Origin of the sequence: Bordetella genomosp. 13 (assembly GCF_007679965.1) — a bacterium.
Lineage (GTDB): Bacteria > Pseudomonadota > Gammaproteobacteria > Burkholderiales > Burkholderiaceae_B > Bordetella.
On record NZ_VEHL01000002.1, the window covers coordinates 522,308 to 544,143 of the forward strand.

Annotated in this window: 19 protein-coding genes and 1 pseudogene; 17 read left to right on the forward strand and 3 right to left on the reverse strand. The window is 69.7% G+C overall.

The window, feature by feature from the left end; genetic code table 11:
- Nucleotide 1: 1 nt before the first annotated feature.
- Entirely contained in the window at nucleotides 2-490 is a 489-nt protein-coding gene (locus FS845_RS08225) for a MarR family winged helix-turn-helix transcriptional regulator (protein ID WP_144632552.1), read from the reverse strand.
- The gene (locus tag FS845_RS08230; protein ID WP_144632555.1) at nucleotides 487-1,443 is read right to left on the reverse strand and encodes an alpha/beta hydrolase; all 957 of its coding nucleotides are present in this window, start codon (nucleotides 1,441-1,443) and stop codon (nucleotides 487-489) included. Before FS845_RS08230 ends, FS845_RS08225 begins: the two co-directional genes overlap by 4 nt.
- 193 nt (nucleotides 1,444-1,636) lie before the next feature.
- Between FS845_RS08230 and FS845_RS08235 the strand changes: the two genes are divergently transcribed.
- The 11 genes and pseudogenes from FS845_RS08235 (at nucleotide 1,637) to FS845_RS08285 (ending at nucleotide 14,900) form a co-directional block, all read left to right on the forward strand.
- Nucleotides 1,637-2,800, forward strand: coding sequence for an ABC transporter substrate-binding protein (locus tag FS845_RS08235; RefSeq protein WP_144632558.1), 1,164 nt, complete (start codon nucleotides 1,637-1,639; stop codon nucleotides 2,798-2,800).
- 89 nt (nucleotides 2,801-2,889) lie between these two features.
- Complete coding sequence (locus FS845_RS08240) at nucleotides 2,890-3,810, forward strand: branched-chain amino acid ABC transporter permease (RefSeq protein ID WP_144632561.1); 921 nt, start codon at nucleotides 2,890-2,892, stop codon at nucleotides 3,808-3,810.
- Nucleotides 3,811-3,824: 14 nt separating this feature from the next.
- Nucleotides 3,825-4,787, forward strand: a pseudogene (locus FS845_RS08245) (branched-chain amino acid ABC transporter permease); the annotation flags it as partial.
- A gap of 77 nt (nucleotides 4,788-4,864) precedes the next feature.
- Nucleotides 4,865-5,647, forward strand: coding sequence for an ABC transporter ATP-binding protein (locus FS845_RS08250; RefSeq protein WP_144632567.1), 783 nt, complete (start codon nucleotides 4,865-4,867; stop codon nucleotides 5,645-5,647).
- Nucleotides 5,647-6,351 carry an ABC transporter ATP-binding protein gene (locus tag FS845_RS08255; protein WP_144632857.1) on the forward strand — a complete coding sequence of 235 codons (705 nt, stop codon included), beginning with the start codon at nucleotides 5,647-5,649 and terminating at the stop codon, nucleotides 6,349-6,351. Before FS845_RS08250 ends, FS845_RS08255 begins: the two co-directional genes overlap by 1 nt.
- Nucleotides 6,352-6,646: 295 nt before the next feature.
- The gene (siaA, locus tag FS845_RS08260) at nucleotides 6,647-8,602 is read left to right on the forward strand and encodes a biofilm regulation protein phosphatase SiaA (protein WP_409929269.1); all 1,956 of its coding nucleotides are present in this window, start codon (nucleotides 6,647-6,649) and stop codon (nucleotides 8,600-8,602) included.
- 25 nt (nucleotides 8,603-8,627) lie between these two features.
- Entirely contained in the window at nucleotides 8,628-9,167 is a 540-nt protein-coding gene (gene siaB / locus FS845_RS08265) for a biofilm regulation protein kinase SiaB (protein ID WP_144632573.1), read from the forward strand.
- Nucleotides 9,168-9,198: 31 nt separating this feature from the next.
- Entirely contained in the window at nucleotides 9,199-9,576 is a 378-nt protein-coding gene (gene siaC / locus FS845_RS08270; RefSeq protein ID WP_144632576.1) for a biofilm regulation phosphoprotein SiaC, read from the forward strand.
- The gene (gene siaD / locus FS845_RS08275) at nucleotides 9,573-10,403 is read left to right on the forward strand and encodes a biofilm regulation diguanylate cyclase SiaD (RefSeq protein ID WP_144632579.1); all 831 of its coding nucleotides are present in this window, start codon (nucleotides 9,573-9,575) and stop codon (nucleotides 10,401-10,403) included. The genes siaC and siaD overlap by 4 nt, the downstream gene beginning before the upstream one ends.
- A 2-nt stretch (nucleotides 10,404-10,405) precedes the next feature.
- Nucleotides 10,406-12,988 (forward strand): EAL domain-containing protein, encoded by a 2,583-nt coding sequence (locus FS845_RS08280; protein WP_144632582.1) that lies wholly within the window; start codon nucleotides 10,406-10,408, stop codon nucleotides 12,986-12,988.
- 355 nt (nucleotides 12,989-13,343) lie between these two features.
- Complete coding sequence (locus tag FS845_RS08285; RefSeq protein ID WP_186332201.1) at nucleotides 13,344-14,900, forward strand: ABC transporter substrate-binding protein; 1,557 nt, start codon at nucleotides 13,344-13,346, stop codon at nucleotides 14,898-14,900.
- Nucleotides 14,901-14,903: 3 nt separating this feature from the next.
- Here FS845_RS08285 and FS845_RS08290 read toward each other — a convergent pair whose 3' ends face one another.
- Nucleotides 14,904-15,821, reverse strand: a complete 918-nt coding sequence (locus FS845_RS08290) for a LysR substrate-binding domain-containing protein (RefSeq protein ID WP_144632585.1) — start codon at nucleotides 15,819-15,821, stop codon at nucleotides 14,904-14,906.
- Nucleotides 15,822-15,909: 88 nt separating this feature from the next.
- On the opposite strand from FS845_RS08290, the gene FS845_RS08295 reads away from it, so the two are divergent.
- Genes FS845_RS08295 through FS845_RS08320 form a run of 6 tightly spaced genes read left to right on the forward strand, consistent with a single transcriptional unit; the run spans nucleotide 15,910 to nucleotide 21,783 of the window.
- Complete coding sequence (locus tag FS845_RS08295) at nucleotides 15,910-17,037, forward strand: NAD(P)/FAD-dependent oxidoreductase (protein WP_186332202.1); 1,128 nt, start codon at nucleotides 15,910-15,912, stop codon at nucleotides 17,035-17,037.
- Nucleotides 17,018-17,314, forward strand: a complete 297-nt coding sequence (locus tag FS845_RS08300) for a (2Fe-2S)-binding protein (protein ID WP_144632864.1) — start codon at nucleotides 17,018-17,020, stop codon at nucleotides 17,312-17,314. Before FS845_RS08295 ends, FS845_RS08300 begins: the two co-directional genes overlap by 20 nt.
- Nucleotides 17,311-18,711, forward strand: coding sequence for an FAD-dependent oxidoreductase (locus tag FS845_RS08305; RefSeq protein WP_144632588.1), 1,401 nt, complete (start codon nucleotides 17,311-17,313; stop codon nucleotides 18,709-18,711). The genes FS845_RS08300 and FS845_RS08305 overlap by 4 nt, the downstream gene beginning before the upstream one ends.
- A gap of 53 nt (nucleotides 18,712-18,764) precedes the next feature.
- Nucleotides 18,765-19,970, forward strand: coding sequence for an NAD(P)/FAD-dependent oxidoreductase (locus tag FS845_RS08310; RefSeq protein ID WP_260986212.1), 1,206 nt, complete (start codon nucleotides 18,765-18,767; stop codon nucleotides 19,968-19,970).
- The gene (locus FS845_RS08315; RefSeq protein ID WP_144632594.1) at nucleotides 19,967-20,908 is read left to right on the forward strand and encodes an ABC transporter permease; all 942 of its coding nucleotides are present in this window, start codon (nucleotides 19,967-19,969) and stop codon (nucleotides 20,906-20,908) included. Before FS845_RS08310 ends, FS845_RS08315 begins: the two co-directional genes overlap by 4 nt.
- Nucleotides 20,905-21,783, forward strand: coding sequence for an ABC transporter permease (locus FS845_RS08320; protein ID WP_144632597.1), 879 nt, complete (start codon nucleotides 20,905-20,907; stop codon nucleotides 21,781-21,783). The genes FS845_RS08315 and FS845_RS08320 overlap by 4 nt, the downstream gene beginning before the upstream one ends.
- Nucleotides 21,784-21,836: the final 53 nt, after the last annotated feature.

Genomic DNA, 21,836 nt, shown 5'->3' on the forward strand with positions numbered 1-21,836 from the left:
GCTATCGCTCCTGCGTACGGTGGGCGACCACCTGCAGTTTCAGTTCGCCCAGCGCCTTGAACAGGGCATTGCGGCTGCCTTCTGGCAGGTCGTCGAACATGCCCTTGACCCAGCTCTCGTGGGCGCGCGCCATGCGCGCGAAGGTCTTCCTGCCCAGCGGCGTGAGCTTCAGCACCGAGCTGCGCCGGTCGGTCTCCACCTTGGTGCGCACCACCAGGCCCTCGGATTCCAGCTGGTCGGTGATGCCGGTGATATTGCCGTTGGTCACCATCATGTGGCGCGACAGCTCGCCCATCTTCATGCCCTTGGGCGCGCGCTGCAGCTGCGCCATCAGGTCGAAGCGCGGCAGCGTGGTGTCGAACTCCGTACGCAGGCGGCCGCGGATCTCGCTCTCGATGAGATTGCAGCAGGTCAGCATGCGCAGCCACAGCCGCAACGCGTGGTGGTCGTCGGGGGCGGCGCGGGTTTCGAGGTCGGGAGCGTCGATCATGGGGCGGTATGGGTGGAAGGGGGCTGGCCCATTTGGGGCTGGCCCGTCTCGGCCTGGCCCGGCTGCGGCAGGCCCATCTGCTCGAACATGGCGTTGGCCAGCGGGCTGCCGGGGCGGCCCAGTTCCAGCACGATGTCGAAGTGGTTCAGGCCGGGCGCGGGCACGTATTGGCCGGGATGGCCGCGTGCCTGCCAGGCCCGCAGGTAGTCGGCGCTCTGGCGCTTGAATTCGTCGGTCTCGTTCTCGCCGTAGCTGACCACGATGGGGCAGCCGTGGGCGGGCGCGAGGGCCTGCGGGCTGTTGCGCGCGGCGTCGTCGGGCGTCAGGCGCATCCACTGGTTGATGTGGGTATGCACCAGCGGCGCCAGATCGTACAGGCCGGACAGCAGCAGCGCGCCCTTGACGGCGTCGTCGGGCAGGCCGGCCGCGCGTTGCCAGCCGCCGGCCAGCAGCATGCCGCACAGGTGTCCTCCGGCCGAACTGCCGCCGACGTGCAGGCGCTCGGGATCGCCGCCATGCGCGGCGATGTTGCGATGGACCCAGACCAGCGCGCGGCGTATCTGGTCGACGATGCGGTCCAGCGTGACGGCCGGCGCCAGCGAATAGTTGACGGCCACCACCACCGCGCCGGCGCGCGTGAAGGCGGGCGCCATGGAACTGGAGTCTTCCTTGCCCAGTGCCCGCCAATATCCCCCGTGGACGTAGATGAAGACGGGCGCGGGGCATCCCGGCGCGGGGCATCCCGGCGCGGGGCCTTGCGCCGCGAACACGTCCAGCGTCTCGTCGGGATGGTCGCCGTACGCCACGTCCAGCGTGCACGGCAGTGCCTGCCGCGCGCGGCGGCTTTCGTCGGCGTACTGCTTGAGTATCGATTCGACGTGCGGTACTGTCGCGCGTGCGTTGTACTGGACGTCGAGCGCGGCGGCGTCGAACTGGCGGTAGACGATGCTCATGTTGGGACAAACCCTAGGCTTGTTTTGCAGGATACTTTAAACCTAAACTATGCCGCACGCCAGTTGATTTCTCATCCGCTGCGCCGGCCGTGCCTCGCGGGCGGCAGGGCGCCGGATGACGGGCTCGGCGACACCACCGCATCGAACGCTTCAGAACAAAACCCAAGCAGCGCGCCGCGCCAGGAGTCCCAGCATGCGTTTCATTCCCTTCGTCGTGGCCGCCGCCGCGCTCGTCCCCACCCTGTCCATGGCCGACACCATCAAGGTCGGCATCGCCAACGACATCTCCGGTCCGTTCGCGGCGCTGGGCGCCGAGGCGCGCGACGGCTTCAACCTGGCCATCAAGCAGCTGGGCGGCAAGCTGGGCGGCCAGCCGGCCGAGTTCCTGCAGACCGACATGGCGGGCAACCCCGAGCAGGCGCGCCAACTGGCCACGCGCTACATCCAGCGCGAGAAGGTCGACTTCTTCACCGGCCCCATCGGCTCGAACGTGGCGCTGGCCGTGGGCCCGGCGCTGTTCGCGGCCAAGGTCCCGTACCTGTCCAACAATCCCGGGCCCAGCCAGTACGCCGGCGCGCAGTGCAACAAGTTCTGGTTCGGCACCACCTACCAGAACGATGCCTTCCACGAGGTGGCCGGCAAGGTCGCGGCCGACCGCGGCTACAAGAAGATGGTCATCATCGCGCCCGACTATCCGGCGGGCAAGGACGCGCTGACGGGCTTCAAGCGCGGCTACAAGATCGACGTGGCGCAGGAGCGCTACACCAAGCTGGGCCAGATCGACTATGCGGCCGAACTGGCCGAGGTGCGCGCCGCCGCGCCGGACGCCGTCTACATCTTCCTGCCGGGCGGCATGGGCATCAACTTCGTCAAGCAATTCGTCGCGGCGGGCCTGTCTCAGAACATCGCGCTGGTCGGCCCGGGCTTCTCGGCCGATGAAGACGTCATCCCTGCCGTGGGCGAACCCATGATCGGCATGGTCAACACCGCGCAGTGGGCGCACGACCTGGACGTGCCGCAGAACAAGCAGTTCGTCGACGCCTTCCGCAAGGAATACAACGGCCGCTATCCCTCGGTGTACGCGGCGCAGGCCTACGACGTCATCATGGCCATGGACGCCGCCGTGAAGCAGGCAGGCGGCAAGGCCGGCGACCGCGACGCCATCGTCGCGGCGCTCGAGAAGGCCGACTTCCCGTCGGTGCGCGGTTCCTTCGCCTATGGCAAGAACCACTATCCCATCCAGGCCTACTACGCGCGCCAGGTGGGCAAGGACGCGCAAGGCCGCATCACCAACAAGCTGCTGGGCAAGGTGTACGACAAGCACCAGGACGTCTACGTCGACCAGTGCAAGATGTGATCCGGCGGTCGCGGTAAAGGAAGCAGGGCGCGGCGCGGGCCGCGCCGATTGACCGCGGGCGCGCGACGCCCGCGGCACGGGGGAAGTCGATGACGTACACGCTGATCGTCGAGCAGTTGCTGAACGGTCTGCAATTCGGGTTGATGCTGTTCCTGATCGCCGCCGGCCTGACGCTGGTGTTCGGCATCATGGACATCATGAACCTGGCGCACGGGTCGCTGTACATGGCGGGCGCCTACGTGGCGGCCGAGACCATGCAGCGCACGGGCTCGTTCGCCGCGGCGGTGGTCGTGGCCGCGCTGGCCACGGGCGTGGTGGGCGCGTTGCTGGAACTGGTGCTGATCCGCCGCCTGGCCGTGCGCGACCACCTGGCCCAGGTGCTCGGCACCTTCGCCATCCTGCTGATCGCCAACGACCTGGTCAAGATGATCTGGGGTCCGGCGCCGGTGATGCTGAACACGCCGCCTTCGCTGTCCGGTCCGGTGCGCCTGCTGCCCGATCTCATGTACCCCGCGTACCGCCTGATGATCATCGGCCTGGGACTGGCCGTGGCCGCGGGCCTCTACTGGTTCGTCACGCGCACCCGCGCCGGCGTGCTGGTGCGGGCTGGCGCCTCGAACCGTCAGATGGCCACGCTGATGGGCGTGCGCGTGCCGCTGCTGTTCCTGGGCGTGTTCGCGCTGGGCGCCATGCTGGCCGCGCTGGCCGGCGCGCTGCTGGGGCCGGTCACCGCGGTGCAGGTCGGCATGGGCGAGGAGATCCTGATCCTGGTGCTGGTGTGCATCGTCATCGGCGGCATCGGCTCGATCCGCGGCGCCTTCGCCGGCGCGCTGCTGGTGGGCATGGTCGACACGGCCGGCCGCGCCTTCCTGCCCACGCTGCTGCGCAGCTTCTTCCCGCCCGACGTGGCCTCCAGCGTGGGGCCCACACTGGCCGCCATCGCCATCTACGTGCTGATGGCGGGCGTGCTGGTGTTCCGGCCTTCGGGCCTGTTCCCCGCGCGCGGCTGATCCAGAGATCCGACATGACTAACCGTTCACTGCTCTGGACCGCGCTGTTCCTGCTGGCCCTGGCGGCCTTTCCGCTGGTGGCGCCGCTGTTCGACCTGGACTTCTACGTGTCGTTCGTGCGCCGCATTTTGATCTACGCGCTGGCCGCCACCAGCCTGAACCTGGTGCTGGGCTACGGCGGCATGATCGCGCTGGGGCACGCCGCCTTCCTGGGCGCCGGCGCGTACGCGGTCGGCATCCTGGGCGCCTCGGGCGTGACGTCCGCGCTGGTGGCCTGGCCCGCGGCCATGCTGCTGGCGGGCGGCCTGGCCGTGCTGACCGGGGCCATCTCGCTGCGCACGCGCGGCGTGTACTTCATCATGATCACGCTGGCCTTCGCGCAGATGGTCTATTACGTGTTCATCTCGCTGCGGCAGTACGGCGGCGAGGACGGGCTGAATCTGCCGGGCTACTCCACGCTGCCCGGCCTGGACCTGGCCGACGACCGCGCGTTCTATTACCTGGTGCTGGCGCTGTTCGTGCTGTTGATGGGGATCTTCGGCCGCCTGGTGAATTCGCGCTTCGGCACCGCGCTGCGGGGCATCCGCGAGAACGAATCGCGCATGGAGGCGCTGGGCTACCCGGTCTACCGCATCAAGCTGGCCGCGTTCGGCCTGAGCGGCGCGGCGGCCGGGCTGGCGGGCGCCCTGCTGGCCAACCACAACCTGTTCATCTCGCCCAGCCTGATGCACTGGACCCAGTCGGCCAACCTGCTGATCATGGTGCTGGTGGGCGGCGTCGGCCTGCGCTATGGCGGCGTGGTGGGCGCAGTGGTCATGCTGGTGCTGGAAGAGGTACTGAAGATGTGGACGGAATACTGGCACCTGCCGCTGGGCGTGCTGCTGCTTGCCGTGGTGTTCGGCGCGCCGCGCGGACTGGCAGGCCTGCTGGGACCGCTGTTCACCGGCGCGGGCACTGGCGCGGGCACCGGCGCGGGTAAAGACCCGGGCAACGGCGCGGACGCCGACCAGGACCGCCCCGCCGGGCCGGCCACCTCCACCCCCCGGAGCGGCGCATGAGCGGCGCCCAAGTCTTCATGCCGGCCCTGCAGGCCGAGGGACTGGTCAAGCGCTTCGGCGCGCTGCTGGCCACCGACCACGTCTCGCTGACGCTGCGGCCCGGCGAGATCCATGCCTTGATCGGCCCCAACGGCGCGGGCAAGTCTACGCTGATCCACCTGCTGTCCGGCACCTTGCCGGCCGACGCGGGCACGCTGATGGTGGCGGGCACGGACGTCAGCGGCATGGGCGCGCACCAGCGCGTGGCGGCCGGCCTGTCGCGCTCGTACCAGATCACCAACATCTTCAAGTCGTTCAGCGTTCTGGACAACCTGCTGCTGGCCGTGCAGGCGCACGCGGGCAGCAGCTTCCGTTTCTGGCGGCCCCGCCATCGCGAGGAAGCCCTGTACGAACAGGCCCGCGCGCTGGCGCGCCAGTGCGCGCTGGACGTCGGCCTGCTGGGCCGCCCGGCCGGCACGCTGCCGCATGGCGAGCAGCGCAAGCTGGAGTTCGCGCTGGCCCTGGCCGCGCGGCCCAGGGTGCTGCTGCTGGACGAGCCCATGGCCGGCATGGGGCCCGACGAGACCCTGCGCCTGGCCGACCTGATCGACAGCCTGCGCGGCGAAGCCGCCATGCTGCTGGTCGAGCACGACATGCAGGCGGTGTTCCGGCTGGCCGACCGCATTTCCGTGCTGGTGTATGGCCGCGTCATCGCCACCGGCACGCCGGACGAGATCCGCGCCAATCCCGAGGTGCGGCAGGCCTACCTGGGCGACGACGAAACCGTGGAGGAAGCATGATGCTGGAACTGCGCGGCATCGCCAGCGGCTATGGTCCCAGCCAGGTGCTGTTCGGTGTCGACCTGAGCATCGGCGCCGGGCAGGTGGTGACGCTGCTGGGCCGCAACGGCATGGGCAAGACCACGCTGTTGCGCACGCTGTTCGGCCAACTGCCGCTGCGCGGCGGCAGCGTGCATTTCGGCGGCCAGGACATCGGTGGCTGGAGCCCCGACCGCATCGCCCGCGCCGGGCTGGCCATCGTGCCGGAAGGGCGGCAGTGCTTTCCAAACCTGACGGTGCGCGAACACCTGACCGCGTTCGTCGCCGCGCGCAATCCCGACATCGGCCGGCCCTGGACGCCCGAGCGCGTGTTCGAACTGTTCCCGCGCCTGGGCGAGCGGGCCCGCAACATGGGCAACCAGCTGTCCGGGGGCGAGCAGCAGATGCTCGCCATCGGCCGCGCGCTGGTCACCAACCCGCGCCTGCTGGTGCTGGACGAGGCCACCGAAGGCCTGGCGCCGCGCATCCGCGAAGAGATCTGGACCTGCCTGGCCACCCTGCGCCAGGCCGGGCAGACCATCCTGGTCATCGACAAGTACGTCGAGCGCCTGCTGGCGCTGGCCGACCGGCACGTCATCCTCGAGCGCGGCCAGGTGGTCTGGAGCGGCGACTCAGGCGCGCTGGACGCCGACCGTGGCCTCTGGACCCGCTATCTGGGTGTCTGACCCCATTTGAGGGTCTGCGGGTCAGGTCCATGTAAACGTTGTCAATTTGATACCGACGTTTCGATTTTTAGGGTCTAATTGCCGATCTTCGTTTATCCGGGCCCGCCCAGCCTCTACACTCTAGCCCGCGAGCGACTCGCGGGCTGGCGATCCTTGCGTCGTCCTTGCGCCCGCCGGGCGCCGTACAGGCTGTAGACGCGGCTGTGCCCATCGCCATGTGCCGTACCGCACGGCGCTTTACTGACTAGTCTGGGATTGTTCGAACATGGCGAAATGGGGGTTGAGGACCAAGTCCTTGCTGGCTTTGGCCCTGGCATGCCTGGTCGCGCTGATTCCGGCCACGCTGATCGGTTGGCACGTCTTCGACAGCGTCCGCGAGCATTTTGGCCGGGCCTACGTCGAGAACGTCACGCTGCTCAGCCGCCAGAAGATCCTGGCGCCCATCTCGCGCGAACTGGCGCTGTCGCTGCGGCTGGCCGACTCCGAGGTCACGCGCCGCTTCCTGCTCGATGAGAACGACCCCGCCACGCGCGAACTATTCTTCCGCGAGGCCGAAGGCTACCGCGGCGACCTGCGCAGCCAGTCCTACTTCGTCATCAGCGCGCTGAGCAACCACTATTTCTTCAGCGACAAGCCGCAGACGGCGCCGCTGGCGCCGCGCTACACGTTGTCGCCCGATACGCCCGAGGACGGCTGGTTCTACACCTCGGTGCGCGCCGCCCAGCGCTACAACATCAACGTCAATCCCGACGTGCAGCTGAAAATCACCAGCGTCTGGTTCAACGTGCAGGTACGCGATGGACAACGGGTGCTGGGGCTGGCCGGGTCGGGGCTGAACCTCAACACCTTCCTGACCGACTTCATCACCCACAGCGATCCCGGCGTCACGCCCATCATCGTCGACCAGTCCGGCGCCATCCAGGCCTTCCACGACGCGTCGCGGATCGCCTACAACTCCGCGGTCGGCGCCGATGCGCGCCACAACAGCGTGTACGACCTCGTGGGCCAGGACGACCAGGCGCCGCTGCGCCAGGCCCTGCAGCGCGCCGAGTCCGATCCCAGCCAGGTGCAGACCGTCTGGGGCAGGTTCGGCGACAAGCGCCAGTTGCTGGCCGTGGCCTACATCCCCGAGCTGCGCTGGCACGTGCTGACGGCCGTCGACCTGGGCGCGGCGCGCGTCACCGACGCCGGCTGGCTGTGGCCGGCCGCCATCGGCGTGGTGCTGCTGGTGGCCGCCATGCTGCTGGGCTTCGGCTATGCCGTCGAGCGCCTGATGCTGCGCCCGCTGCGCCGCCTCCAGTTGTCGGCCCGCGCCATCGCCGCCGGCAGCTATGACGTCAGCCTGCCGCCCGCCGGCCAGGACGAGATCGGCGACCTGAGCCGCGCCTTCGGCGTCATGGCCGAGAAGGTGCGCACCCATACCGCCGAACTCGAGGACAAGGTCCGTGAACGCACCCAGGAACTGGAAAGCGCCAACCGCGAGATGGCCGAGGCGCAGAAGAAGATCGGCGACTCCATCGACTACGCCAGCCTGATCCAGCGCGCCATCCTGCCCGACCGCCAGCTGGTGCGCTCGCTGGGTGAGCGCCACTTCGTGCTGTGGAAGCCCCGCGACGTGGTCGGCGGCGACTTCTACGTGTTCCGTTCCGACGGCCCCAACTGCCTGCTGGGCGTGATGGACTGCGCCGGCCATGGCGTGCCGGGCGCCCTGATGACCATGCTGGCGCGCGCCGCCATCGACCTGGCCATCGCCGAGGTCGGGCCGGCCGATCCGGCCGCCGTACTGGCCGGCACCGACGCCGCCATCCGCGCCATGCTGGCCGATGCGCAGTTGCCCCGTACCCTTGCCATCAATACGGACGCAGGCCTGGTGTATATAGACTGGTCGAATCACCGGCTCGTGTATTCCGGCGCCAAGATTTCGCTGTACGCCAGCGACGGCGACGTGCTGGAAGAGCTGCCCGGCGCGCGCCGCGCCCTGGGCGACAAGCGGCCGGGCGAGTACGAGAACGTCGAACTGTCGCTGAAAGCCGGCTGGACTTACTATCTGGTTACAGACGGGTTCCTGGACCAGGCGGGCGGCGAACACGGCTTCGGATTCGGCAACCGCCGTTTCGCCGAGATGCTGACCCGCCATGCCCGCCAGCCGCTGCCCGAGCAGGCCCGGGCCTTCAGCCAGGCGCTGGACGCATACCGGGGAGAGCGGCCGCAGCGCGACGACATCACGCTGCTGTCCTTCCGTTTCGAATGAACCTGGCCACCAAGGTGTGACCGCTATGAATGCATCCGATCTCTACGCCCTGCGCGAGCGTTTCAACCAGAATCGCACGCTGCTGTGCTTCAACGGCCCCATCTCGCGCAGCCTGATCGAAGAGATCGGCAACGCGCTGAAGAACTACCTGGACGCCGAGCACACCCGTCCGGCCGAGGCCATGGACGTGTTCTCGGTATACATCGAGATGATCCAGAACATCCGTCAGTACGCCCTGCAGTGCAATGATGCCGACGCGTCGGCCACGGTGGCCATCAATCGCCGCGATCCGGGCGGCTACGTGGTGTCGGCCGGCAACATGGTCGAGACCGCCCACGGCGAACGCCTGGTCGCGATGATCACCCGCCTGGCCTCGATGGACAAGGCCGCGCTCAAGGCGGAATACAAGGCGCAACTGCACAAGCCGCGCGTGCCGGGCACGGTCACGGGCGCGGGCCTGGGCCTGATCGACATCGCGCGCCGCGCCAGCGCGCCCCTGCAGGCCAGCCTCAGCCCGCAGAGCGAAGACGGCCGGGCATTCTTCAGCCTGAGCGTCGCCATTTAGTACGCAGTACGAAACGTCTGCAGAGTTCGATATGAATGATCTGAATCTACCCGGGACCCAGTCCACTCCTTCCATCCTGACCGATGCCAAGTCCGGCGTGCTGCGCATGGGTGGCGACTCGTATCCCGAGAACTCCTTCGAACTGTTCGGTCCCGTGCTCGAATGGGTCGAGACCTACCTGCGGGACAGCGCCGAGCCGTTGCGCCTGGAACTGGAACTGCTGTACCTGAACACCAGCAGCATCAAGGCCGTCATGGAGATCTTCGACCTGCTCGAGGCGGCCCACGACCAGGGCAGGGCGGTCAAGGTCGAATGGTTCTACGACATGCGCAACGAGCGCGTGGGCGAACTGGCCGAGGAATTCAAGGAAGACTGCTCGTTTCCTTTTGCCGTGATAGGTCGTGAATGAAGCACAATACCGCCGATCTTGAACGGCGCGTCAGCGAACTGCTGGCCGACCCGGCGCATGCCGGGCATCCGTTGCATGGCGCGCTGCATGACCTGTGGCAGCACACGTCCGACGTGCTCGAACGCGTCGAGCGCATCACGCAGCTGTCCGATGCGTTCCAGTCCATGGCGCGCGAGCGCGAGCGCGACGTCTGCCAGCGCTTCGACCGCCAGCTGCGCAAGCTGTCGCGCATCGTGCGCATCTCCGACCACTACCAGAACATGATGCGCGAGCTGAACGCCGCGCTGAAGAACGCCTCCATCCACGACGAGCTGACCGGCCTGGCCAATCGCCGCGCGCTGATCGAGGCGTTGAAGGAAGAGACCGAGCGCGCCTGCCGCCACGAACGCCGCTTCGTGGTGGTGATGCTGGATGTGGACCATTTCAAGCAGATCAACGACCGGCACGGCCATGACGTGGGCGACCGCGCCCTGATCGGCGTGGCCGGCCTGCTGCACGATGGCATGCGCCAGTACGACGCGTGCGGCCGCTGGGGCGGCGACGAATTCCTGCTGCTGCTGCCGGAGTCGAGCCTGGAAGAGGCCAAGTTCATGTTGGAACGCCTGGTAAGCCAGGTGCGCGAGCTGCGCGTCCAGTGCCCGTCCGGCGAGATCGGCCTGACGGTCAGCGTGGGCATGGCGCAGTACCAGCCGGGCGAGACGTTCAACGATACCCTGACCCGTGCCGACCATGCGCTGTACAGCGCCAAGCAGCTGGGACGGGATCGGGTGGCGGCCGATGGGCCGGGTCCGCTTCCGGTCGAACCCATCGCCTCGGCGGCGGAGTAGCGATGTCCGACGAATTGAACACTGACGTTCAGTCTGGCGAGGATGCGCTGCGGTGGGGCGGCTCGGCCTTCCTGCAAGCCCTGGACCGCGCGGTCCTGAGCTGCGATTTCGATCTCACCGGCGGCGTGCTGCGCGCCAACGACAACTTCCTGGCGCTGGTCGGCTACACCCGCGACGACATCGACCTGCTGCGCCACGACATGCTGTGCGAGTCGGTGCATGACGGCAAGGCCGGCGTGGGCGGCGAGCGCCTGTGGACGCAGCTGCGGCGCGGCCAGCCGTTCTCCGGCAACTGCAAGTTCCGCGCGCGCGACGGCTCGCCCATCTGGGTCGAGGCCACCTACCTGCCGGTGCTGGACGCCGACGGCGTGGTGGGCCGCGTGTGCATCGTGGGCCGCAAGGCCATCGCCGACGCCGAGCGCCTGGAAGAGATCCGGCTGCTGCTGGGCGTCAACGACACCGGCAACGCCGTGGTGGTGTCCGGCGCGGACGGTCGCATCCTGTACGTCAGCGACAGCTTCCGCCGCATGTTCGGCTACACCGACGAGGACGCGCGCAACCGCACGCTGGGCGAGGTGCTGGCCGGCGCGCGGCCCGACCGCGCCACCATGGACGAACTGGAACGCCGCCTGACCTATCCGGCCGGCTACCAGCGCGACCTGCTCGCCTACGACCGCAGCGGCAAGCCGCTGTGGGTGTCGGTGATGGCCAATCCCGTCTTCGACGACCGCGGGCAGCTGTGCAACGTGGTCGACGTGCTGGTCGACGTCACGCCCACCAAGGTGCACGACGTGCCGCAGCGCCGCGTGCTGCAGGCCATGGTCAACGAGGTCTCGGTGGCCGAGGTGATGAGCATGGTGTGCCTGGAGGTCGAGCGCCTCGCGCCCGACGTGGTCGCCAGCGTGATGCGCGTCGACGCGCAGGGCTACCTGCGCCCGCTGGCCGGCCCCAGCCTGCCGCTGGCCTACCTGAACGCGCTGGACGGCCTGCCGATCGGCGCCGAGACGCTTTCCACCGGCAGCGCGGCCTTCCTGGGCCGGCCGGTGATGGTGCGCAACATCGTCACCGACCCGCTGTGGGCCGAGCACCGCCACCTGCCGCTGCCACAGGACCTGGTGGCCTGCTGGTCCTCGCCCATCAAGTCCAGCGACGGCCAGGTGCTGGGCACCTTCGACCTGTATTTCCGCGAGCCGCGCTGGCCCGACGCCTTCCACCATCGCCTGGTGGGCGGCAGCGTGTACCTGTGCGCGCTGGCGCTGGAACGCGACGAGGCCCGCGCGCGCATCCGCCAACTGGCGTTCTACGACGAGCTCACCGGCCTGCCCAACCGCAACCTGCTGCTGGCGCGCGCCCAGCAGGCCGTATCGCACGTGGCGGCGTCGGGCGGCGGCAAGCTGGCCGTGCTGTTCCTGGACATCGACCGCTTCAAGCAGATCAACGACACCATGGGCCATGCCGCCGGCGACGCGCTGCTGCGCGAAGTGGCCAGCCGCCTGGGCCGCCTGGCGCGCCCGCGCGACGTGGTGGGCAGACTGTCCAGCGACGAGTTCGTGGTGGTCTATCCGGATTACGAGGACGCCCGCCTGACGGCCGACGCCGAGCAGATGCTCGCGGCCCTGGCGGAACCCTTCCACGTCGGCGACGTGTCCCTGAAGCCGTCGGTCAGCATCGGCATCAGCGTCTATCCCGAGAACGGCGAGGACGTGGACACGCTGCTGCGCCACGCCGACCTGGCCATGTACCAGGCCAAGACGGCGGGCCGCGGCCGCATCTCGTTCTTCAGCCCCGAGATGAACCGCCAGGCGCACGAGCGCATGGCGCTGGAGGCCGCGCTGGGCGACGCGCTGACCAATGGCACGCTGCACCTGCAGTACCAGCCGCAGATCCGCCTGGCAGACGGCCAGCTGTACGGCGTCGAGGCGCTGGCGCGCTGGACCCACCCCCAGATGGGCGTGATCCCGCCCGCGCGCTTCGTGCCGCTGGCCGAAGAGTGCGGGCTGATCCACCAGCTGGGCGTGTGGGCCATCCGCCAGGCCTGCGCGCAGCTGGCCGACTGGCGCATGGCCGGCGTGGTGGTGCCGACGATCTCCGTCAACCTGTCCGCGACCAACTTCCACGATCCGCAGCTGACCGAAGTGATCGAAGAGGCGCTGGCCTACAACGGCCTGGCGGCGCACGACCTGGTGCTGGAAATCACCGAAGGCGTGCTGCTGGACGCCACGCCCGAGACGCTGGCCACCATCTCGGCGCTGCACGACCTGGGCGTGCGCCTGTCGATGGACGACTTCGGCACGGGCTATTCCAGCCTGGGCCACCTGCGCCGCCTGGTGGTCGACGAGCTGAAGCTGGACCGCAGCTTCGTGCTGGGCCTGGAAGGCGACGAGGCCGCGCGGGCGCTGACCAGCGCCGTCATCCGCATCGGCGAAAGCCTGAGCCTGCCGGTGGTGGCCGAGGGCGTCGAGAACGAAGAGCAGCGGCGTTTCCTGGTCGAGCAGGGCTGCGCGGCCGGGCAAGGGTATCTGTTCTCGCCCGCGTTGCCGGCGGCCGAGTTCTCGCAGTGGGTGAAGGCGCGGGAACTGGGCTAGGTTTCGCCACGCGCCTGCACGGGCGGCCCGTGCCCGGCCCGAAAAAGACTGCCTTGCTCGACCGACCCCCGACAGCTGGACGAGATCCAACCCGTCGGGGGTTTTCATTTGGCCGCGATCCGCTGCTCGTTTTCCCTAGTCCGTGCGAAAAGCGCGGATCAGTAGTAACCACTATGCACTCCGGCCCGCCAGAGGAGCGGCGGCCGGGCAGCGGGCGCTTGTATAACCCTGTGGAATAGGGTGTGTCATCAAGCGACTTTGACGCAATAGGCGCTCGAGCCTACCTTTCCCCCATCGCATGGCATCGCCGCATCGGCATGCGTCCTCGACCAACCGCCGCCTTCGATGGGGAATCATGAATCGTCCCGCACTTTCCGCGCTCGCCGCCGCTCTGCTGGCCACCTGTACCGTCCTGTCCGCGCATGCGCAGCAGCCCCCGATGCTGCGCATCAGCTCCGGCGCGGCCGACAACGCCACGCTGGATCCGCATCGCGCCACGTCCACGGTGGACAAGGGCGTGGCCTCGGAGATGTTCGACGGCCTGGTGCGTTTCCCGCCCGGCAGCGCCGATCCCAAGAAGCTCGAGGCCGACCTGGCCGAGCGCTGGGAAAGCTCGGCGGACAGCAAGGTCTGGACCTTCCACCTGCGCAAGGGCGTGCAGTTCCACGGCGGCTACGGCGAACTGAAGGCCGAGGACGTCGTGTACTCGCTGCAGCGCGCGGCCGACCCGAAGCGCTCCAGCTTCGCGGCCACGTTCGGCCAGATGGAGAAGGTCGAGGCGGTGGACGACTACACCGTGCGCGTCACGCTGAAGTCGCCCGACGCGGGCTTCCTGGGCCGCGTGTCCGACTATCACGGCGGCAACATCGTCAGCAAGAAAGCCGCCGAGAAGCTGGGCGACAAGTTCGGCGGCGGTCCCATCGGCACCGGCCCGTTCGCGTTCGGCGAGCACGTCACGCAGCAGTACGTGAAGCTGGTGGCCAATGACCAGTACTTCCGCGGCAAGCCCAAGCTGGGCGGCATCGTCTACCGCATGATCCCGTCGGACAGCGCGCGCGAGCTGGCCTTCACCTCGGGCGAGATCGACGTCATGCAGGGCAAGCGCGAGCAGCGCTGGGTGGAACGCTCGGCCAAGCGCGACATGAAGGTCGACATCTTCGATCCCGCCGAATTCCGCACGCTGTACATCAACCGCACCATCAAGCCGCTGGACGACCTGAAGGTGCGCCAGGCCGTGGCCGCCGCCATCAACGTGGACGAGATCGTGCGCTACGTGGGCAAGGACGTGGCCGACAAGGGCTGCTCGGTGGTGCCCAACGGCTACCTCGGCGAGGACTGCGGCGCGGGCGGCTACAAGTACGACGTGGAGGCCGCCAAGAAGCTGCTGGCCGAAGCAGGCTTCCCGAACGGCATCGCGCTGAAGTCGGTGGTGTCGAACATCTCGGCGCAGCAGCCCATCATGGAGATCATCCAGGCGCAGCTGGCCCGCGCCGGCATCAAGCTGGACATGGAGGTGGTGGACCACGCCACCTACCAGGCCAAGAGCCGCGCCGACCAGAGCGCGCTGGTGTTCTACGGCGCCGCGCGCTTTCCCATCGCCGACGCCTACCTGAGCGAGTTCTACGACTCGGCCGCCGCGCCCGGCCAGCCCGCCGCCATGTCGAACTTCGGCCATTGCGCCGTGGCCGACCAGGAGATCCGCGCGGCCCGTGTCGAGCCCGACGCGGGCAAGCAGCTGGCGCTGTGGAAAGAGGCCCAGGCAAAGATCCACGCGGACGTCTGCGCCGTGCCGCTGTTCGGCCTGAAGCAGGTGTGGGCGCATGGCGACGGCGTGGACTACGGCTACACGCTGCAGGGCGCGCTGAACCTGCAGCCGCCCGTCACCGAGCAGACCTCGCTCAAGGCGAAGTAGGCCTCATTGCCCCTTCAGCAGTCCCCGCGAGACCTGCGCCGCCACGGCGCGGGCGCACGCGGCGAAGTCTTCCACCAGCGCCGCGTTGCGCGAGGTCTGCGTGCGGCACATCTGGAAGTGGAACTGCAGCTCGGGCTCGAAACGCCGCAGCACCATGCGGCTCTGCAAACCATCGGCGAACAGCGGATGAATCAAGGACACTCCCATACCGGCGGCCACGAACTCGCACACGGTCGGCGCCGTGTCGGTTTCCAGCACGACGTTGAGCTTGGCGCCCACGGCCTGCAGGGCCTGGCTGACCAGCGCATGCGTCTGGCTCTCGGCGCTGAAGCTGATGAAGGGCACGCCGTCCAGGTCGCGCGGCCGGATGACGCGCTTGCGCGTCAGTTCGTGGTTCACGGGCATGGCGCACAGCAGCGCATGCGGGAACAGCGGCTCGCGCTCGATGTACGGATTGTCGACGCGGTTGCCCACCAGCGCCAGGTCGATGTGCTGCTTGGCCAGCCAGTCGCCCAGGAACACCGAGCCGCGCGTGCGGATGGAGACGTGCACGTCGGGGTGGCGTTCGAGGAAGGCCAGCGTGACGCGCCTCATGAAGGTGCCCGACAGCGCGGGCAGCACGCCGACCACCAGGCGGCGCTGCTCGGCGCGGCGGATCGATTCCACGGCCTCCTCGACCTGGCGCAGCCCCGTGAAGATGCGCTCGACCTCCTGGTACAGCCGCATGCCCTGGTGCGTGGGCGCCAGCTTGCCGCGCACGCGGTCGAACAGGGTCAGGCCGGTCTCGGCCTCGAGATGCGCCAGCAGCTTGCTGACGGCGGGCTGCGACACGCCCAGCACCGAGGCCGCCTGGCTGACCGTGCCTTGCTCGATGACAGCCTTGAAGGCTTCGACCTGTCGCAGATTGAGCGCTTGCTGCATGCCGGGACCTGTGGATCGCGCGGCCGTCGTGCCGCGCCGCGGGGCTCAAGAGTACCGCATGCGCGCCGCGCGCAGCGAGAGGCGCGGCATGGCTGAGGACTACGACGTCATCGTGGCCGGCGCCGGCATGGTGGGCGCGGCCATCGCCTGCGGGCTGGCCGGCCTGGGCCAGCGGGTACTCGCGCTGGACGGCGGCGACACCGATTTCCGCGCGGCCAAGGCCAATTTCGGCCTGATCTGGCTGCAGGGCAAGGGCCACGGCCATCCGCATTACCAGCGCCTGTCGCGGCAGGCCGTGCAGCAGTGGCCCGCGTTCGCGGCCGCGCTGCAGGCCGAGACCGGCATCGACCTGGCCTATGACAATCGCGGTGGACTGCACTACTGCATCGGCGAGCAGGCGCTGGAGGGCCGCGCCGCGCGGCTGGCGCAATGGCGCCAGCAGGCGCCCGAGCTGGCGCCGTGCACCGAGATGCTGGACCGCGGCGAGCTTGCGCGGCGGTTTCCCATGCTGCGATTGGGGCCCGACGTGTCGGGCGCCAGCTACGGCGCCCTGGACGGCCATGCCAATCCGCTGCGCCTGCTGGCGGCCCTGCAGGCGGCCTTCATCGCCCGCGGCGGCGTGCTGCGCGGCCGCCATGCCGTCAGCGCCATCCGGCCGATGGCGGGCGGCGGTTTCGCGGTCGACGCGGCCGGCGGCACCTGGCGCGCGGCGCGCGTGGTCATCGCCGCGGGCCTGGGCTCGAGCGCGCTGGGCAGGCAGGTCGGCCTGGACGTGGCGCTGCGGCCCGAGCGCGGCCAGATCCTCGTCACCGAGCGCCTGGCGCCGCTGTTGCCGCTGCCGGCCAGCGGCATGCGCCAGACCGGCGAGGGCAGCGTGCTGATCGGGCTGACGCAGGAACGCGTCGGCTACGACCTGTCCACCACCACCGACGCGGCCGTGCGCATGAGCCGCAACGCGCTGCGCGTGCTGCCCGCCCTGGCGGGTGCGCGCGTGGTGCGGCAGTGGTCCTGCCTGCGCGTCATGACTTCCGACGGCTGCCCGGTCTATGCCGAGTCGGCTGATTACCCCGGCGCGTCGATCGCGCTTTGTCACTCCGGCGTGACGCTGGCGTCGTACCACGCGGGGCCCTACGCCCGCGCGCTGGCCCACGGCGCCGTGCCCGCCGACCTGGATGCCTTTCACCATGGACGCTTCGATGTTCCGCAAGCTGGATGACCCCGGCGCGCAGGCGCTGACTTTGACGATAGACGGGCAGCCCGTGCAGGCCGAGCCCGGCGAGACGGTCGCCGCCGTGCTGCTGCGCCAGTCCCGGCCCGCCTCGCGCACGACCCCCGTGCACGAGAGTCCGCGCGCGCCGTACTGCATGATGGGCGTGTGCTTCGATTGCCTGGCGATCGTGGACGGCGTGGCCTCGACCCAGACCTGCCTGGTGACGGTGCGCGAGGGCATGCAGGTCCAGCGCCAGATGGGCCGCCGGAGCGTGCAGCCATGATGCGCGAATTCAACGTATTGATCGTGGGCGCGGGCCCGGCGGGCATGAGCGCGGCCGTGGGCCTGCGCGCCGCGGGGCTCTCCGTGATCGTGGTGGACGAGCAGCCCGCGCCGGGCGGCCAGATCTGGCGCGCGGTCGAGACCGTCGCGGCCACGCCCACGGGCGCGCTGCTGGGCGACGAGTACCGCGCCGGCGCCGACCTGGTCCGCGCCTTCCGCGCCAGCGGCGCCCTGTACGAGCCGCAGACACAGGTCTGGCAGATCGAGCCGGGCTGGCACGTCTACATGAGCCACGCGGGCAAGGCCGAGGTGGTGCGCGCCGACAACGTGCTGCTGGCCACCGGCGCGCAGGAGCGGCCCGCGCCGTTCCCGGGCTGGACGCTGCCGGGCGTGCTGACGGTAGGCGCCGCGCAGATCCTGTTGAAGACCTCGCGCCAGGTGCCCGCGCAGCCCGTGTGGGTGGCCGGCAGCGGCCCGCTGCCGCTGCTGTACATGGCACAGCTGCTGCGTGCCGGCGGCCGCATCGCGGGTTGGCTGGATACCTCGCCGCCGGACACGTGGAAACGCGCATTGCCGCACCTGTCGGCCGCGCTGCGCGGCTGGCCCGAGCTGCGCAAGGGCCTGGGCTGGCTGGGCGAACTGCGGCGCGGCGGCGTGCGCCGCGTGCGCGGAGTGACGCAACTGCGCGCCTCGGGCGACGGTCGCCTGCAGGAGATCGAATACACCACGCGCGACGGCCGCACCGAGCGCGCCGCGGCGCAGGTGCTGCTGGCGCACGAAGGCGTGGTGCCGTCCATCCACATGACCCGCGCGCTGGAATGCGATCACAGCTGGAACGACGCTCAGGCCTGCCTGGCCCCCGACCTGGATGCCTGGGGCCAGACCAGCCAGGCCGGCGTGTTCGTCGCCGGCGACGGCGCGGGCATCGGCGGCGCCAAGGCGGCCACCGTGCGCGGCGAGCTTGCCGCGCTGGGCATCGCCTTGCGGGCCGGCGCCATCACGGACGCCGACGCCGCGCGCCGCGCCGAGCCGCTGCGCGCCCGGCTGGCGGGCGACCTGAACCTGCGCCCGATGCTGGATGCCATGTACCCGCCGCGCGCCGACGTGTTCGCGCCGTCGGACGACACCATCGTGTGCCGCTGCGAGGAACTGACCGCGGGCGAGATCCGCCGCGCCGCCCGCATCGGCCAGCCCGGCCCCAACCAGATCAAGTCGTACACCCGCGCGGGCATGGGCCCGTGCCAGGGCCGCCAGTGCGGCTACACCATCGCCAACATCGTCGCGGCCGAGCAGGGCAGGCCCGTGGCGGAAGTGGGCTTCTACCGCATCCGGCCGCCGTTGAAGCCGTTGACGCTGGGCGAGCTGGCCAGCCTGGACGTGGATGGGGGGCAGGCATGAACGCGAGCCGGTCCGAGAAAGCGGCAGGGGATGCTGCGAACGCAGGCAGTCCCGTGGACGCGACCCACCGCGCCGGACGGGGCGCCACCCTGGGGGCATCCGGCCCCCCGGCTGGCGCCTCCCACGCCCCGACGCACGACGCCGTCGTCATCGGCGGCGGCCTGCATGGCCTGTCTGCCGCGCTGCACCTGGCGCGCGCCGGCCGCCGCGTCGTCGTGCTGGAGAAGCACTGGGTCGGCCGCCACGCCTCCGGCGCCACCGCGGCCGGCGTGCGCACGTTGAATCGCGACCGCGGCGAACTGGACCTGTCGCTGGAATCCATGGAGATGTGGCATGCGCTGCCCGCCCTGGTGGGCGACGACTGCGGCTTCCATCCCAACGGGCAGGTCTGCGTGGCCGAGTCGCCCGCCGCGCTGGCCAAGCTGCAGGCGCGCGTCGACGGCCTGCGTGCCGACGGCTATACCCACGAAGAGATGATCGGGCCGGACGAGCTGCGCCGCCTGCTGCCCGAACTGAGCACGCACTGCCTGGGCGCCTCCATCGCGCGCCGCGACGGCGCGGCCGATCCGCACCGCGCGCTGCGCGCGTTCCGCCACAGCGCCGAGGCAGCGGGCGTGACGATCGTCGAGCAGTGCGGCGTCACCGCCATCGAGCGGCGCGGCCAGGACTGGGCCGTGCTGGCCGGCGGCCGCGAATGGATCGCGCCCGCGGTGGTCAACGCGGCGGGCGCCTGGTCCGCGCGCATCGCCGCGATGGTGGGCGACGACATCCCGCTGGCCACCAAGTCGTCGATGATGATGGTCAGCGAACGCCTGCGGCCCTTCATCAGGCCCGTGGTCGCCATCATGGGCCGGTCGCTGTCGTTCAAGCAGTCCGACCAGGGCACGCTGGTCATCGGCGGGGGCCTGCAGGGCATTCCCGACCTGGACCGCGAGACCTCGACGGCGCGCATGCGCGTGCTGTCGAAGGGCGCGCGCGCCGCCGTCGACCTGTTCCCGATGGTGCGCGACATCCGCATCGTGCGCATCTGGGCGGGCCTGGAGGCCAAGACCGAGGACCTGCTGCCGGTGGTCGGCCCGTCGCCCAACGCGCCGGGCGTGTTCCACGCGTTCGGCTTCTCGGGCCACGGCTTCCAGCTTGTGCCCGTGGTGGGCGCCACGCTGGCAGACCTGGTGGTGCATGGCGCCACCCGCCGGCCCATCGAGCACATACAGGCGCAACGGCTGATGCAGCCGTCGGCGCGGGAGACGCAATCATGATGCGCTATGCGATCAAGCGCCTGCTGCTGGCCATCCCCACGCTGCTGGCCATGCTGACGGCCGTGTTCGTGCTGGTGCGGCTGGTGCCCGGCGATCCGGCGGCGGTGATGCTGGGCGACCAGGCCAGCGCCGAGGCCCTGGCGGCCCTGCGCGACCGCCTGGGTCTGGATCTGCCGCTGTACCAGCAGTACCTGCATTTCCTGGGCGACATGCTGACGGGCAACTTCGGCGTGTCCATGGCCAGCGGCCGCACGGTGCTGCAGGAGGTCGCGCTGGTGCTGCCGTGGACCATCCAGCTGACGCTGGCCGCCGTGCTGATCGGCGTGGTGTTCGGCCTGCCGCTGGGCATCTGGGCCGCGCTGCGCCGCAATGCCTGGCCCGACTACCTGGGCCGCCTGCTGTCGCTGACGGGCCTGTCGTTTCCCGCCTTCGTGTCGGCCATCCTGATGCTGCTGGTGTTCGCCATCCAGCTGCGCTGGTTTCCGGTGATCGGCTCGTCGATCTCCGGCGACTGGACCATGCAGCTGCGCAACCTGGTACTGCCGGCCTTCAACCTGGGCCTGATCATGACCGCCTACGTGATGCGCGTCACGCGTTCGTCGATGCTGGGCGTGCTGGGCGAGGACTACGTGCGCACGGCGCGCGCCAAGGGCGTGCGGCCGATGCGGCTGGTGCTGCGCCACGGCCTGCGCAACGCGCTGATCCCCATCGTCACGGTGGTGGGGCTCTACTTCGGCACGCTGATCGGCAACTCGGTGCTGACCGAGATCGTGTTCAACCGGCCGGGGCTGGGCAAGCTGATCCTGGGCGCGCTGAACGCGCGCGACTACACCCTGCTGCAGGGGCTGATGGTCGTGTTCGCGTCGTGCGTGATCGTCGTCAATCTGCTGACCGACCTGGTGTACGGGCTGGTCGATCCTCGGGTGAAATACCAATGAGCGCCGTCACCGCCACCGCCTCCGCCCCGCCGCAGACTCGCGCGCTTTGGCAGGCCCTGCGCAAGAACCGCCTGTCGTGGGTGGGCATCGGCCTGCTGCTGGTCATCGTGCTGGCCGCCGTGTTCGCGCCCTGGCTGGCGCCGCACGATCCGCTGCAGCAGAACATCGCCTATCGCCTGGAGCCGCCGTCCGCCGAGTTCTGGCTCGGCACGGACAGCTACGGCCGCGACGTGCTGTCGCGCCTGATCTACGGCGCGCGCGTGTCGCTGCTGGTGGGCTTCGTGGCCATCCTGATCGCCATGAGCATCGGCTCGGCGCTGGGCATCCTGGCCGGCTACGTCGGCGGCCTGGTGGACCAGCTGATCATGGGCCTGGTCGACGTGCTGCTGTCGTTTCCCACGCTGCTGCTGGGCCTGATGGTGGCCGCCATGCTGGGCGCCAGCCTGGAGAACCTGATCATCGCCATCGCGATCACCGAGATCGCGCCCTTCGTGCGGGTGGCGCGTGCGCCGACCATCGCGCTGAAGCAGCGCGACTTCGTCGAGGCGGGCAGGGCGCTGGGCTACGGGCCGCTGCGGCTGATGGGCGTGCACATCCTGCCCAACATGATCTCCGACGTGGTGGTGCTGGGCTCGCTGTGGATGGCGTCGGCGATCCGCACCGAGGCGTCGCTGTCCTTCATCGGCCTGGGCGTGCCGCCGCCGGCCGCCACCTGGGGCAGCATGATCCGCGAAGGCTTCGAGAACATCCTGGACGCCTGGTGGCTGACGGTGTTCCCCAGCGTCGCCATCCTGGTCACCGTGCTGGCCCTGAACCTGCTGGGCGACGCGCTGCGCGACGCCATCGATCCCAAACTTCGCTCGGAGCGGTCATGAACCCGTCGATCTGCGTTGAAGGCAAATACCCGACGACGATGCGCGAGGGCGGC

What these genes read in the sequence shown, in the direction of transcription:
- FS845_RS08225 (WP_144632552.1), bottom strand. Translation starts at nt 490, where the DNA reads ATGATCGACGCTCCCGACCTCGAAACCCGCGCCGCCCCCGACGACCAC.
- FS845_RS08230 (WP_144632555.1), bottom strand. Translation starts at nt 1,443, where the DNA reads ATGAGCATCGTCTACCGCCAGTTCGACGCCGCCGCGCTCGACGTCCAG.
- FS845_RS08235 (WP_144632558.1), top strand. Translation starts at nt 1,637, where the DNA reads ATGCGTTTCATTCCCTTCGTCGTGGCCGCCGCCGCGCTCGTCCCCACC.
- FS845_RS08240 (WP_144632561.1), top strand. Translation starts at nt 2,890, where the DNA reads ATGACGTACACGCTGATCGTCGAGCAGTTGCTGAACGGTCTGCAATTC.
- FS845_RS08250 (WP_144632567.1), top strand. Translation starts at nt 4,865, where the DNA reads ATGAGCGGCGCCCAAGTCTTCATGCCGGCCCTGCAGGCCGAGGGACTG.
- FS845_RS08255 (WP_144632857.1), top strand. Translation starts at nt 5,647, where the DNA reads ATGCTGGAACTGCGCGGCATCGCCAGCGGCTATGGTCCCAGCCAGGTG.
- siaB (WP_144632573.1), top strand. Translation starts at nt 8,628, where the DNA reads ATGAATGCATCCGATCTCTACGCCCTGCGCGAGCGTTTCAACCAGAAT.
- siaC (WP_144632576.1), top strand. Translation starts at nt 9,199, where the DNA reads ATGAATGATCTGAATCTACCCGGGACCCAGTCCACTCCTTCCATCCTG.
- siaD (WP_144632579.1), top strand. Translation starts at nt 9,573, where the DNA reads ATGAAGCACAATACCGCCGATCTTGAACGGCGCGTCAGCGAACTGCTG.
- FS845_RS08280 (WP_144632582.1), top strand. Translation starts at nt 10,406, where the DNA reads ATGTCCGACGAATTGAACACTGACGTTCAGTCTGGCGAGGATGCGCTG.
- FS845_RS08285 (WP_186332201.1), top strand. Translation starts at nt 13,344, where the DNA reads ATGAATCGTCCCGCACTTTCCGCGCTCGCCGCCGCTCTGCTGGCCACC.
- FS845_RS08290 (WP_144632585.1), bottom strand. Translation starts at nt 15,821, where the DNA reads ATGCAGCAAGCGCTCAATCTGCGACAGGTCGAAGCCTTCAAGGCTGTC.
- FS845_RS08295 (WP_186332202.1), top strand. Translation starts at nt 15,910, where the DNA reads ATGGCTGAGGACTACGACGTCATCGTGGCCGGCGCCGGCATGGTGGGC.
- FS845_RS08300 (WP_144632864.1), top strand. Translation starts at nt 17,018, where the DNA reads ATGTTCCGCAAGCTGGATGACCCCGGCGCGCAGGCGCTGACTTTGACG.
- FS845_RS08305 (WP_144632588.1), top strand. Translation starts at nt 17,311, where the DNA reads ATGATGCGCGAATTCAACGTATTGATCGTGGGCGCGGGCCCGGCGGGC.
- FS845_RS08315 (WP_144632594.1), top strand. Translation starts at nt 19,967, where the DNA reads ATGATGCGCTATGCGATCAAGCGCCTGCTGCTGGCCATCCCCACGCTG.
- FS845_RS08320 (WP_144632597.1), top strand. Translation starts at nt 20,905, where the DNA reads ATGAGCGCCGTCACCGCCACCGCCTCCGCCCCGCCGCAGACTCGCGCG.